Genomic DNA, 13,469 nt, shown 5'->3' on the forward strand with positions numbered 1-13,469 from the left:
AGATAAAGATGAAAATTGGATATCGAACGTTAAAAACATCCATTGGGACGGCTATTTCCATTTGGCTAGCCCAGCAATTCGGCTTAGTAAACTACGTATCTGCTGGGATTATTACGATTTTGTGTATTCAAATAACCAAGAAAAAATCGCTTTTTGCGGCATGGACACGATTGGTAGCGTGCCTAGTCGGAATGGGCTTTTCATTTTTATTTTTCGAAGGGATTAGCTATCATCCCATAGCCATTGGAATTATGTTGCTCTTTTTCATCCCGACAGTTGTTATGCTGAAAGCGAAGGAAGGGATTGTGACAAGTAGCGTCATAATATTACATATATACGATTATGGGGATGTATCGAGAGATCTGATTCTTAATGAGCTTGGACTTATCATCATTGGGATTGGCGTGGCGTTAATCGTCAATATGTATATGCCAAGTGTTGAAAAAGATTTAATCGATTATCAAGAAAAAATCGAACGGAACTTCCAGAAGATTTTCCAAGAAATCGTCACCTACTTACGGACAAATGAAAGCGATTGGGACGGAGAAGAAATTACAGAGACGAGTGAATTACTGGCGAAAGCCAAATCTCTTGCATTCCGGGACGTGGAAAATCACGTCCTACGAAAAGAAAATTTGTATTACAAATACTTTCATATGCGGGAAAAGCAATTTGAAATCATCGAACGCGTACTTCCGCTTATTACATCGATTCGAGCAACAGTTGAGCAGGGAAAGATGATTGCTGATTTTATTGAAGAATTAAGCCAAAATATCCATCCCGGAAATACCGCTCTTATTTACTTACAAAAGCTATATAAAATGAAAGCCCAATTTGAACAAATGGACCTCCCTAAAACAAGGGAAGAGTTTGAAACACGAGCCGCCTTAGTCCAGTTTGTAAAAGAAATGGAACAGTATTTGCTTATAAAAAGTTCTTTTCAAGGGATTCCGGATAAACGAAGAAAACGGAGGAAACAATAAGCAAAAAAGGAGGGCACCTCGTGAAGTGGCTTATTGCTTTTTGCTTGTTCCTATCTTCACCGATTTGGCCATTAGGGAAAAATCCGTTACCGGGAGATCCCTTCATTATTGTCAATAAACGAACGAATGAGCTGGCGTATATCGATGAGGGAGCGATTCAGTGGATTACAAAAGTTGCGACAGGAAAAGAGAAAGAAATGACTCCGGAAGGCCTGTTTACCGTTATCGTAAAAGCGAAAAATCCATATTATCGAAAGAAAAATATTCCTGGAGGACACCCGGATAATCCATTAGGAACACGGTGGATCGGATTTGACGCTCATGGTACGGACGGGAGAATTTACGGTATCCACGGAACAAAAGATCCAACATCCATTGGAAAATATGTATCACAAGGATGTATTCGCCTGTTGAACGAGCATGTCGAGTATTTGTATGACAAAATCCCCCTCGGGACGAAAATTCTCATCGTAAATTCAGATAAAACCATCTCCGAACTAGGTATACAATATGGGGCATTACCATCGATTCCATAAAAAAAAGACCACTAAAGGAAAAAGTATCCTCTAGTGGTCTTTTTGTATTAAAAGAACATCGTTAGTCCCATAAGTACTGTTGACGCAATCATCGCAAAAAGCATGAGATAGACAATCACTTTTTGAATCTTTTTATTGGACATACTCATCTCTCCTGACATGAATCCTCCCTTTTATTTTACTTAGGGGCTCAAGGTTTGACAAGCATTGTTCATGGAGTGAATTGGAAGCGTATTTAAGAAGGAATTTCGACATAATTATCGAATATTTTTAAATAGTATATTTTTTATGAAAAAATGAAGTTATCGACAACAAAGGGGGACTTCGGATGATCAAAAAAGTCGATCATATCGGCATTGCCGTTTCTTCGATTGAAGAGGCATTACCGTTATATACCGATGTGTTACAGCTTCGGCTTATCAGAATAGAAGAAGTCGAATCGGAAGGGGTAAAAGTCGCCTTTATTGACGGGGGAAATGTCAAGCTCGAATTGTTAGAGCCGCTACATGAGCAAAGTACGATTTACACCTTTCTGCAAAAGCGGGGGGAAGGGATTCATCATATCGCATTTGGGGTTTCATCCATTCAAGAACGAATTAATGAATTGAAAACAAAAGGCGTTCGAATGATTCATGACGCTCCGAAAAAAGGTGCCCAAGGAGCGGATGTTGCCTTTATCCATCCGAAATCAACGAATGGCGTTTTATATGAACTTTGCGAGAAACTCAACAAAGGGGAGACGGAATAATGACGGATATTTACGATAAAATAAACGAACTGTACGATCGTCGCCGCGAAGTCGAGCTTGGTGGTGGAGATGAAAAAATAGCGAAACAGCATGAAAAAGGAAAATTGACCGCAAGAGAACGGATTGAATTACTACTAGATCCAGGGTCATTTGTCGAATTAAATCCGTTTATTGAACACCGCTGTTCCGATTTTGGATTAGACAAACTGAAAGGACCTGGGGATGGGGTCGTCACTGGTTACGGAAAAGTAAACGGTCGTCCAGTCTATTTGTTTTCTCAAGATTTTACCGTCTTCGGTGGGGCGTTAGGGGAAATGCATGCGAAAAAAATTGCTCATGTAATGGATTTAGCAGCGAAAAACGGGGCGCCTTTTATTGGGTTGAACGACTCCGGTGGGGCGCGCATTCAAGAAGGAGTTGTCTCATTGGACGGGTATGGGCATATTTTTTATCGTAACTCGATCTATTCGGGAGTCATTCCTCAGATTTCGGTTATTATGGGACCTTGTGCGGGTGGTGCTGTGTATTCACCAGCTATTACCGATTTCGTTTTTATGGTTGATAAAACGAGTCAAATGTTTATTACTGGACCAAAAGTCATTGAGACGGTAACTGGAGAAAAGATTACCCCAGAGGACTTAGGGGGCTCGAAGGTTCATAATACCATTAGCGGAAACGCCCATTTCCGAGCCGAATCAGAAGAAGAAGTCTTACAAATGGTTCGGACACTATTAAGTTATTTACCTCAAAACAATCAGGAAAAACCACCTCTTTACGACTACGAGGAGAGCGATGATTACCGCCCTGATTTACCGGACGTTGTTCCGTTTGATGCTGTTCGTCCGTACGATGTCCGAAACGTCATTGAGCAAGTGGTTGATGAAAAATCGTTTTTTGAAATTCATCGCGAGTTTGCCAAAAATATTGTCGTTGGTTTTGCACGGATCAAAGGCGAGCCAGTCGGTCTTGTGTGCAATCAACCAAAATTTATGGCAGGTGGTCTCGATATCGATTCATCGGATAAAGCGGCCCGTTTTATTCGATTCTGCGATTCGTTCAATATTCCGATCATTACATTTGAAGATGTGACCGGATTTTTCCCTGGCGTTAAACAAGAGCACGGGGGAATCATTCGTCACGGGGCAAAAATTTTATATGCGTATTCCGAAGCTACTGTTCCAAAAATCACCGTGATTTTACGAAAAGCATACGGGGGAGCGTATGTGGCTCTTAATAGTAAATCGATTGGAGCGGACCTTGTATTTGCTTGGCCGAATGCTGAAATTGCCGTGATGGGACCACAAGGAGCGGCGAATATTATTTTTGCGAAAGAAATTCAAAAAGCAGATGATCCCGAAGCTTTAAGACAACAAAAAATCGAAGAATATAAAGAAAAGTTTGCTAACCCATATGTAGCTGCTTCTCGGGGAATGGTGGACGATGTTATTGACCCAAGGGATACGCGCATAAAACTCATTCAAGCGTTAGAGATGATGCGTAACAAACAAGAATCACGTCCCACAAAAAAACATGGAAATATACCGTTGTAAGGTATTTGTATGAATCTTCAATTCACGATATACTGGAATCGTGAATACATAATTTGGAGGTTCATAGTATGGTGAATCAAGAGCGGTTAATAAACGAATTTTTAGAACTTGTACAAATCGATTCCGAAACGAAACACGAAGGCGATATTGCCAAAGTATTAAAACAAAAATTTGAGGCGCTTGGTTTACATGTTATTGAAGATGATACGACAGCGAAAACCGGTCATGGCGCAGGAAACTTAATTTGTACGCTCGAGGGTACAAAAGAAGGAGTTGACCCGATTTACTTTACATCCCATATGGATACAGTTGTACCTGGAAAAGGTGTGAAGCCGTCGATTAAAGACGGATATGTTATAACAGATGGAACAACGATTTTGGGGGCTGATGATAAAGCGGGTTTGGCGGCAATGCTTGAGGCAATCCGTGTATTAAAAGAACAAAACATCGCTCATGGAACGATTCAATTTATTATCACAGTTGGCGAAGAGTCTGGTCTTGTGGGAGCAAAAGCATTAGATTCGTCACTCATTAAAGCGAAGTTTGGTTACGCACTTGATAGCGACGGAAAAGTCGGTAATATTGTAGTGGCTGCACCAACGCAAGCAAAAATTAAAGCAGTCATTCTTGGGAAAACAGCTCATGCGGGAGTTGCACCAGAACGAGGAGTTTCTGCGATTACAATTGCTGCTAAAGCAATTGCCCAAATGCCGCTTGGCCGTATTGATGAGGAAACAACTGCGAACATCGGCCGCTTTGAAGGAGGTACACAAACAAATATTGTTTGTGACCGTGTCGATATTTTAGCAGAAGCACGCTCCTTAGTGCCAGAAAAAATGGAAGCACAAGTGGCGAAAATGAAAGAAGCGTTTGAAAAAGCTGCTGAGGAAATGGGCGGTAAAGCAGAAGTGGACGTGGAAGTCATGTACCCTGGCTTTAAGTTTGGCGAAGGTGACCACGTTGTCGAAGTAGCTCGAAAAGCTGCTGAAAAAATTGGTCGTTCGTGTGAGCTTCTTCACAGCGGCGGCGGCAGCGATGCGAATGTCATTGCCGGATTTGGTATTCCGACAGTTAACTTGGCGGTTGGATATGAAGAAATTCACACAACAAACGAACGAATGCCAATTGAAGAATTAGTAAAAGTAACGGAAATGGTTGTAGCAATCGTTGAAGAAGTAGCGAAATAAGGGTAAAATATGAAGGGCATCCAATCGTTGGATGCTCTTTGTTATTACAAAATGGTTTAAATAGCCAATTTATAGTATCATAAGGAATATAGAAATAGTATTTTAGGGGGAGCGGTGAATGGAAATCAATAAAGCAGTTGTGTTCCAAGTGAAGAATGAACAATATGCGGTACCAGTCGAAAATGTAATTTCTATAGAAAAAATGAGTTCACCGACATTGATACCGCAAATGCCAGGTTACATGCTTGGAGTTGTGCGTATTCGCGGGGAGTTAGTTCCTGTTTTAGATACAATGAAAATTTTATATGGCTGTTCATATGCAGAAACAGAAAAAACGAGAATGATTGTTGTGACTACCGAGGATTTATCTGTTGCTTTAATCGTTGATGACGCCAAAGAGATCATCGATATTCCTAAAGATGCGATTAAACAAATCAATCTGCTTGCATACCGTCAAACACCGTATTTTATCGGCGTGGCAAGCCTACCTGAACGCCTTATTACCTTGATTGACCCAAGCAAGCTATTCGAAAGCTTAGACGGAGTAAACGAGATTAAAGAACATATTTTAAGCCACCAATAAGGTGGTTTTCTTTATGATCATCTAATGTAGGACCATATGAAGTTTTTAAAAAAGAATATGCAAAATACAATAAGAAACCTGCCTTGTTCCTGGCGGATATTATTAATTGCCAAACTGTTTGTTTTCTTTACCCGAATATTGGTTAAGATAGTATGAAGAGAATGCTTTATGATACACAACACTGGGTAAAGGATGGATCAAATCGTGTCAACATCTGCAAACAAGAAACGCGTTATTATGCTGATTATTGATACTTTAATGTATCCGCCTCTAGAAAAGGCAGTGAAAGAGGGAGCAGCTCCTGCATTTAAATTTTTTATGGATAATGGAAGGGTATTTCCAAATATCGTGAGCCCTTTTCCGACGATGTCTGTAACTGTAGACAGTTCACTGCTAACGGGTACGAATGCGAATATTCATAAGATTCCTGGGTTAGTATGGTTTCATGATAAAGAAAAGCGGCTAATTAATTACGGAAGTCATATAAGGGAACTTATCAAGCTTGGCATCACCCAATCAATGAAGGACATTTTATATAATATAAACAATCAGCATTTAAACAAAGAAATTAAAACAATCCATGAAGAATTGTCTAGTAGAGGAAAAATAACGGCTTCGATCAATGCTCTCATTTATCGTGGAAATACAGAGCATAATTTAAAATTGCCAAGGTTACTAACAATTTTTACATCTTTGAATCATGAGTTGAAGACAAAAGGAAGTCAACTGTTTACATATGGCTCCTTTTCTAAGCTCAGTCCTTTGAAAAGATATGGATACTTTTGGCAAAAATGTGGGTTTAATGATCGCTTTTCTGCCCAAGAGTTAAAATACCTTATTAAAACGGATTCTCTACCTTCTTTTACCATCGTTTATTTTCCAGATATGGATAAAATTATCCATAAAAATGGTCCTATGGAAATAAAGGGAATTCACAAAGTAGACAAGCAGCTGCAAAACGTATTGGATTGTTATGATTCTTGGGAGGAAGCTTTAAAAGATAATTATTGGATTATAATGGGAGATAACGGTCAAGCGCCAATTGATTCTGATCGGAACAAAGCCTTAATTGATTTAAGACAATCCCTTCGTTCTTATCAAATAATGACATTAAAAGATGGGGTTAAAGATAGGGACGAAGTTGTTCTCGGTGTTAATGAACGAATGGCCTTTATTTATACATTAAATCCTGAACATGCGCCACTATCGGATCTCGCGAAAACGTTACAAATGGACGAAAGAGTTGATGTCATTGCTTGGATGGAAAAAGAATCTGTTCACGTCATATCTGGAGTTCAACAGGGAAAATTCATTTTTAAACCAAATGGAACATTGGTTGATGAGTATGAACAATCGTGGGATATAGAAGGAGATTTAGGAATTTTGAATCTTACCGTTAAGAACAATAAGATTATTTATGATGAATATCCGGATGCACTGGCCCGATTGTACAGCTCGCTTACTTCTCATGAAGGAAATTATCTTGTTGTAAGTGCCAAACCAGGATTTGAATTTATCGGTGAAGGTTCCCCGACTCATGTGGGAGGAGCAAGCCATGGTGGACTTCATAAACAAGACTCACTAGTATCGATGATTGTAACTGGTACTAACTCGTCCCCAAGACATTTACGCATTATTGACTTAAAAGATTGGATTTTAACACTTCTTGATTGAGGTAGATAACAATACAAATATAATCACGAATATCCAAAAAATAACACCTCGATTACAAGGTGTTATTTTTAAAATGGAAATATGTTTCTTTTCAGTGGTAATTCAGTGTTGCTTTTAATGGTAAATGGTCGGAAGCATTTGGGGTTTTGGTGAAGATTTCTGCTTTAATGACTTGAAAATGGTGGCTAACAAATATGTAGTCTAACCTAACTCTTGGATGAAGGGAAGGATAAGTATGTCCTGCTCCAATACCGGCTATATACCAAGCATCTTGAGTTTCACGCGTCATTTTTCTCCATCCTCTTGATCCAGGCATCATATTCCAGTCCCCCATGATAATAAAAGGATAAGAATAGTTGCTGAGCCTATTTAAAATAAAATCCGTCTGCTTTTTGTGTAGATAGGGGTTAATACTTAGGTGAGTAACATTAACCAAAACCAGCTGATTGTTAATTTGAATCGTTGCTTCAAGCAAAGATCTTCCTTCAATGACTCCAGATATCAAATCAAACAAATAGCTGTTTTTTGCAACAATAGGATATCGGGACAACAAGGCATTTCCATATTGCCGCACTTTTGACATAGTTTTAGGTTTTAAGGAAAGGGAAGGGCTAAAAGCATAGTTCATGTTTAATTGTTTGGCAAGCCAGCTAATTTGGTCCTCAAAATAACTCCGCTTGGAAAAATGTTTATCCACCTCGTTAAGACCAATAATATGGGCATTACTTTTTTCAATCACTTCAGCGATTCTATATAGATCCACTTTAAGATCCATACCTTTGCCATGATGAATATTAAAAGTCATAACCTTAATTTCCAAGCTGCTTCTCTCCTCTAAGTTCATTTGCGTTATTGTCATATATTTGTATGCAATTTCAAAAATATTTTTATTAATGATGACTTTAAGTAAGATGGCAGGAGAATTGATTTTCTTGTTAAATCAGTTATATAACTAAAAAAGTAGGATCAAATCGCTACATATGAAAAAAGGGCGAGATACTGCTGTACCTGTTAGCCTCTCCCCTTTTTACAAGTCAAGACAAATGAACCTATTCATTATTGCTAAAATTGCACGGGTCCTCATATTACATAACGTACATTGGAACATGAAGTGCTAAACAAATGTTTATTGTTTTTTTGTCTTACTTGACTAAATGATAAATAAATTTTGCTGGTTCAACTGGAGATAAGTTTCTGTGATACTCATCAAGTTTTGAAAAATAATTGGATAAATGCTCTGAATGTAGGATGTGGATTAGCTGTTCTGAAATGTTCTCCATCTGATACCACTCTTGAAAATCAAAAACAATTCCTAATTCTTTTAATTGCTGAAGATTAATTTCTTCCTGACCGGGTAGAGCATGGTAAACAAAAATCGGGAGCTTTTTAAATAAGCATTCACTAACGGTTACTCCGCCTGGTTTTGTAATAATGAAATCAACTTGATTATATAATTTATTCATCTCTTCACGAGAAGAGATGTAAGGAAAAGGTGTAATTTTTGGATGATTCATATGGATCAATTGTTCATATATACATCTATTTTTACCACATAGTACGTAATAATTTATTTGGTCATCTGTAGGGATTTTTTCGAGTAGTTTTGCTAAAGCCCCGACCCCTAAGCTTCCCCCGGAGATTAAGCCACAGTACGTTTTTTTTGTGTATCGATGATTATTTGTGTTTTTCGTTATTTTCGGGTGAATGGGAATTCCAGTTACAAAAATGCGGCTTTTATGAACCCCTTTTTTCTGTAAAAATTCCTTCATATACGGATGGCTAACAAAATGATAGTCAATTTCCTCAGTCCCCCAAAGCTGATGAATAAAGTAGTCTGTATATACATTAATGACTGGTATCTTTAATTCACCGACTGCTTTCAATCTGCTTAGTAAATAGGAAGGTAGCGCATGAGTACATATAATTACATTCGGGTTTGTTTCAGAAATCAACTTTTTTAAATGATTAAGAAATAGAACCTCATAATGTGGAAACGTTTTCGTTTTACTCAATTCGCTAAACAGCGATTGACGGTACATTATGCTATAAGTTTTTGGAAATAGATCAATCCATTGTAGATAAAATTGTGAAATAAAAGATTCCATCTTTCCGAATCTTGATGATAATAATTCAATTTTTTCGCATTGTATATGAGGATCAAGTAGAAGTAATCCCTCTTTTAAGGCATCTGCCGTTTGATGATGACCGGATGGAAATTGTAGTAATGGAAGAAAAAGAACCCTTTTCATAAATACTCACCTAAAATAGATATAGTTATTAAAAAGTGTTTGTCATTTTTGGATAGTTATTCGATAAGCCCAATCCTTTTTTTTCTATTAATAAAACGACCTTGAGTGCTAAACACTTTAATATAATGAAAGGAAGAAAAGGAGAAGGGTGTTGTAATGGTAAAGATGAAACAATGTTTTCTTGCCATTTGGAGTGTATTAGATCCGATTTATTATTTTTGTTCACGGCTTGAATACGTTCAGGACAAATCAAAAAATCGAGATATTTTTCGGGTTCGGCTGACGAAGTATAAAGGAAGAGACATCATGCTCTCTGATGGTACACATATCACCCAAAATGATCTCCTTATAAAAATTCATTTGCATAACATTCGTTTAGTTAACGAACTCACTCGTTTGAATAGTGAAATTAAAAAGGGGAGACTTATCTATGAACAGGTAAAAAGAGGGTTGCCGAACCTTGCAATATATTTACAACGTCATGAACAATTTGCCAATATTAAGGGGATTATCGGAATCACGGTTTTAAATAAAGGTAGTGAGCGATTAGGATTTGAAACGTTTTCCATCATTAATCCTTTTTATAAATGGTACAAACAAATGACAATTGTTCCTATGTATCTTATTTCTATATCCCGTTTAGACAGTTTTAGGAGACCACCAAAATATTTATTTATGTCAAAAGATAAATTGATCAAATTATACGGCTGCCAATCCGACCAGTAATTCCAGCTTATCTCTTCCCCTTTTAACAATCCTAAACTGTAGATAAAGAAGGATCATAATGAAATCAAAAAATCTTAGAAAAACATCATAATTTTAAAAAATAAAGGGAACGTAAAAAACAAAAGAACGATGATTTATTGATAGGGAATTTTTCTACAATGTTTTTGGTGCGGAATAAAAATCGTTCCTAGTTCCAGTACTCCTTGTAGCATTATTGCTAGAAGGTAACGTTTTTTCAGCAAGTAAGAAAAAAATGAACGCGCTTTCAACTTACGTAAAATCCAGCATAATACTTGATATTGTAAAATGGGCATGGTATGTTCTTTCATGATAAAGAAAATATAAAAGGACAGAAAGGAACGTTTCACAATGGCAAAACAACAAATCGGTGTAATCGGTTTAGCCGTCATGGGGAAAAACCTTGCATTAAATATTGAAAGCAGAGGTTACTCCGTAGCGGTATACAACCGTTCGCTCGAAAAGACAGATGAGTTTTTAAAAGAAGCAGCAGGAAAAAATGTTGTGGGTACATACAGCATTGAAGAATTTGTTAACTCGCTTGAAAAACCGCGTAAAATCTTATTGATGGTAAAAGCTGGAGCGGCGACGGATGCAACGATTGAACAATTAAAGCCGTACTTAGAGAAAGGTGACATTTTAATTGACGGTGGAAATACGTATTTCAAAGACACGCAACGCCGCAACAAAGAGTTAGCGGAGTTAGGTATTCATTTTATCGGCACAGGCGTTTCCGGCGGTGAAGAAGGAGCATTAAAAGGGCCATCTATCATGCCAGGTGGCCAAAAGGAAGCACATGAGCTTGTTCGTCCGATTTTTGAAGCAATTGCCGCAAAAGTTGATGGTGAGCCGTGCACAACATACATCGGTCCTGACGGAGCAGGACATTATGTAAAAATGGTTCATAACGGTATTGAGTACGGAGACATGCAGCTAATCGCGGAATCTTACTTTTTACTAAAACATGTACTCGGTTTAAGCGCCCAAGAGCTTCATCAAGTGTTTGCGGAATGGAATAAAGGAGAGCTAGATAGCTACTTAATTGAAATTACAGCGGATATTTTCACGAAAATAGATGAAGAAACCGGAAAACCACTTGTTGATGTCATTTTAGATAAAGCGGGACAAAAAGGAACAGGAAAATGGACAAGCCAAAGCGCTCTTGATTTAGGCGTTCCACTTCCAATTATTACGGAATCCGTTTTCGCTCGTTTCATTTCTGCGTTAAAAGACGAGCGCGTTCATGCATCCAAACTATTAAAAGGACCAGAAACAAAACCGTTTACTGGTGACCGTGAAGCATTTATTGAATCGGTTCGTAAAGCCCTTTACATGAGTAAAATTTGTTCATATGCCCAAGGTTTTGCCCAAATGAAAGCAGCTTCTGATGAGTACGGCTGGGATCTAAAATACGGAGATATTGCGATGATTTTCCGTGGTGGTTGTATCATTCGTGCGCAATTCTTACAAAAAATTAAAGATGCTTACGATCGTGATCCACAGCTTCCAAACTTATTACTCGATCCATACTTCAAAGAAATCGTTGAGTCTTATCAATCTGCGTTACGTGAAATCATTTCCGTGGCGGTGCAATTCGGTATTCCAGTTCCATGTTTTTCAGCTGCTCTATCCTACTATGACAGCTATCGCATGGAAACATTACCCGCGAACCTCATTCAAGCACAACGCGATTACTTCGGTGCGCATACGTATGAACGAGTAGATAAAGAAGGTATTTTCCATACCGAATGGATATCCAAGTAAGAAGTTTAAAAAATCCCCTGATGGTCTTTTTGACGGTCAGGGGATTTTTTCTGTTTATAAAGAGAAAAGGTACGGTTCGAATTTTTTGAAAATTGTTCAAATGTATGTTATGGTAACATAATATTGAACAAAACAAGTCTTCAAACTCACACCATAACGCTGTTTTGAATATCGGAGGTTATATAGTTGGCTACGATTGAGGATTTTTTGAAAATAGATATTCGAGTCGGGACGGTTATAAATGCGGAACCATTTCCTGAAGCACGAAAACCGGCCATCAAATTAGTGATTGATTTTGGAGAGTTGGGAATAAACGTTCATCGGCACAAATTACTCGAAGATACGAAAAAACAACTGATTGGACGTCAAGTCATAGCTGTTGTAAACTTTCCCCCGCGTCGAATTGCTGGATTTAAATCCGAAGTGTTGGTTCTGGGAGGTGTCCCTGAAGAAGGGGATGTCGTGCTGTTAAACCCGACGAGAAGGTGAAAAATGGGACACCAATTGCCTAGCATCCATACGAATTTAAAAACAATCAGGCGATAGTTAAAAAGATTCTCTACTTCTTTTGCTACCGACCTAATGACTTCTAGTAAGTATTATTAGTTTTTTCATAAAATGTTTGGATCATTTGTTTACGCTTCATGAATAAAAGAAAAAGCCACATTAGCCATTCGTGCTACAATGAAAAAGCCGCCAACGATACACGTCTCGAATCTCTTCTTCTCCGGATTGGGGATGGAGTCATCGTTTCACGGGTGGTTTCAAAAAGAGAGTAAATGACAGCAAAAGCGCTTGGACTATCCAAGCGCTTTTGCATTACCCATTGAGTTCGTCTAACAGTAAAATACGAGCAGGTGCCGCATCTGTTCCGACGAGTTTTAGCGGAGCAGCGACCATAAAGTACGTGTTTGCTTCAACGTCTTTTAACCGTAAGCCTTCAATAATAATCACGCCGTTTTTCATTAACGTTTGATGGGTCGGATGCCCCGGTTGGGCACGTTCAATTCCTAGTGCATCAATGCCTACGCCAGCGATTTCTTTTTCCGCTAAATAGGCTGCTGCATCTTCAGCCACATAAATAAACTCAAAATTAAATTGTTCGTCAAATGAATTCTTCGTTTTAAAAAGGACGAAATCACCATTTTCAATTGGAAGGGATTCAATGTCTTTTTTTGTAATCTTCTCTTCTACATGGGTGAGGTCGAATACTTTACACGGTCGAACGAGTTTTTCGATACCGATCGTTTCGATCGTTTCGCCATCGTTCATCATATGCAATGGTGCATCGACATGCGTTCCTGTATGCACATCTAGGCTAATACGAGATTCAGTGACGTGCGCATTCGTCACCGTTGTAATTTTTGGCTGCTTTTCTTCTTTATTTTTGTAAACAGGCATACCTTCAAAAATAGGAGCCGTTACGTCGTAAATCTTCACGCGTATCTCCT

At 38.3% G+C, this 13,469-nt stretch carries 14 protein-coding genes; 10 read left to right on the top strand and 4 right to left on the bottom strand.

What is annotated here, in order from left to right:
- Positions 1-8 precede the first annotated feature (8 nt).
- A complete protein-coding gene (locus tag ABES52_RS08105) occupies positions 9-983 on the top strand; it encodes an aromatic acid exporter family protein (protein WP_429650640.1) in 975 nt (324 codons plus the stop codon).
- A gap of 20 nt (positions 984-1,003) precedes the next feature.
- Positions 1,004-1,519, top strand: coding sequence for a L,D-transpeptidase (locus ABES52_RS08110; RefSeq protein WP_429650641.1), 516 nt, complete (start codon positions 1,004-1,006; stop codon positions 1,517-1,519).
- 47 nt (positions 1,520-1,566) lie between these two features.
- Here ABES52_RS08110 and prli42 read toward each other — a convergent pair whose 3' ends face one another.
- Positions 1,567-1,662 (bottom strand): stressosome-associated protein Prli42, encoded by a 96-nt coding sequence (prli42, locus tag ABES52_RS08115; RefSeq protein ID WP_429650642.1) that lies wholly within the window; start codon positions 1,660-1,662, stop codon positions 1,567-1,569.
- A 185-nt stretch (positions 1,663-1,847) separates the two neighbouring features.
- Here prli42 and mce point away from each other — a divergent pair, with 185 nt between their 5' ends.
- From mce to ABES52_RS08140, 5 genes are all read left to right on the top strand, one after another.
- Positions 1,848-2,267 (top strand): methylmalonyl-CoA epimerase, encoded by a 420-nt coding sequence (gene mce / locus ABES52_RS08120; protein WP_429650643.1) that lies wholly within the window; start codon positions 1,848-1,850, stop codon positions 2,265-2,267.
- Positions 2,267-3,817, top strand: a complete 1,551-nt coding sequence (locus tag ABES52_RS08125) for an acyl-CoA carboxylase subunit beta (RefSeq protein ID WP_429650644.1) — start codon at positions 2,267-2,269, stop codon at positions 3,815-3,817. The genes mce and ABES52_RS08125 overlap by 1 nt, the downstream gene beginning before the upstream one ends.
- A gap of 68 nt (positions 3,818-3,885) precedes the next feature.
- Positions 3,886-5,004: a M20/M25/M40 family metallo-hydrolase gene (locus ABES52_RS08130; protein ID WP_429650645.1), complete on the top strand. Its 1,119-nt coding sequence runs from the start codon at positions 3,886-3,888 to the stop codon at positions 5,002-5,004.
- A gap of 124 nt (positions 5,005-5,128) precedes the next feature.
- Positions 5,129-5,587 carry a chemotaxis protein CheW gene (locus ABES52_RS08135; RefSeq protein ID WP_429650735.1) on the top strand — a complete coding sequence of 153 codons (459 nt, stop codon included), beginning with the start codon at positions 5,129-5,131 and terminating at the stop codon, positions 5,585-5,587.
- 192 nt (positions 5,588-5,779) lie between these two features.
- The gene (locus tag ABES52_RS08140) at positions 5,780-7,261 is read left to right on the top strand and encodes an alkaline phosphatase family protein (RefSeq protein ID WP_429650646.1); all 1,482 of its coding nucleotides are present in this window, start codon (positions 5,780-5,782) and stop codon (positions 7,259-7,261) included.
- A 91-nt stretch (positions 7,262-7,352) separates the two neighbouring features.
- Here the strand turns inward: ABES52_RS08140 and ABES52_RS08145 are convergent, their stop codons facing one another.
- Positions 7,353-8,081 carry an endonuclease/exonuclease/phosphatase family protein gene (locus tag ABES52_RS08145; RefSeq protein ID WP_429650647.1) on the bottom strand — a complete coding sequence of 243 codons (729 nt, stop codon included), beginning with the start codon at positions 8,079-8,081 and terminating at the stop codon, positions 7,353-7,355.
- Positions 8,082-8,403: 322 nt separating this feature from the next.
- Positions 8,404-9,510, bottom strand: a complete 1,107-nt coding sequence (locus tag ABES52_RS08150; protein ID WP_429650648.1) for an MGDG synthase family glycosyltransferase — start codon at positions 9,508-9,510, stop codon at positions 8,404-8,406.
- Positions 9,511-9,675: 165 nt separating this feature from the next.
- On the opposite strand from ABES52_RS08150, the gene ABES52_RS08155 reads away from it, so the two are divergent.
- The 3 genes from ABES52_RS08155 (at position 9,676) to ABES52_RS08165 (ending at position 12,507) form a co-directional block, all read left to right on the top strand.
- Positions 9,676-10,236, top strand: coding sequence for a YkoP family protein (locus ABES52_RS08155; RefSeq protein ID WP_429650736.1), 561 nt, complete (start codon positions 9,676-9,678; stop codon positions 10,234-10,236).
- A gap of 369 nt (positions 10,237-10,605) precedes the next feature.
- Positions 10,606-12,018, top strand: a complete 1,413-nt coding sequence (gene gndA / locus ABES52_RS08160; protein ID WP_429650649.1) for an NADP-dependent phosphogluconate dehydrogenase — start codon at positions 10,606-10,608, stop codon at positions 12,016-12,018.
- A gap of 186 nt (positions 12,019-12,204) precedes the next feature.
- The gene (locus ABES52_RS08165; protein WP_429650650.1) at positions 12,205-12,507 is read left to right on the top strand and encodes a tRNA-binding protein; all 303 of its coding nucleotides are present in this window, start codon (positions 12,205-12,207) and stop codon (positions 12,505-12,507) included.
- 330 nt (positions 12,508-12,837) lie between these two features.
- Here ABES52_RS08165 and ABES52_RS08170 read toward each other — a convergent pair whose 3' ends face one another.
- The gene (locus ABES52_RS08170) at positions 12,838-13,458 is read right to left on the bottom strand and encodes a cyclase family protein (protein ID WP_429650651.1); all 621 of its coding nucleotides are present in this window, start codon (positions 13,456-13,458) and stop codon (positions 12,838-12,840) included.
- Positions 13,459-13,469: the final 11 nt, after the last annotated feature.

Source organism: Aeribacillus pallidus, assembly GCF_050478865.1.
Lineage (GTDB): Bacteria > Bacillota > Bacilli > Bacillales > JACDOC01 > JACDOC01.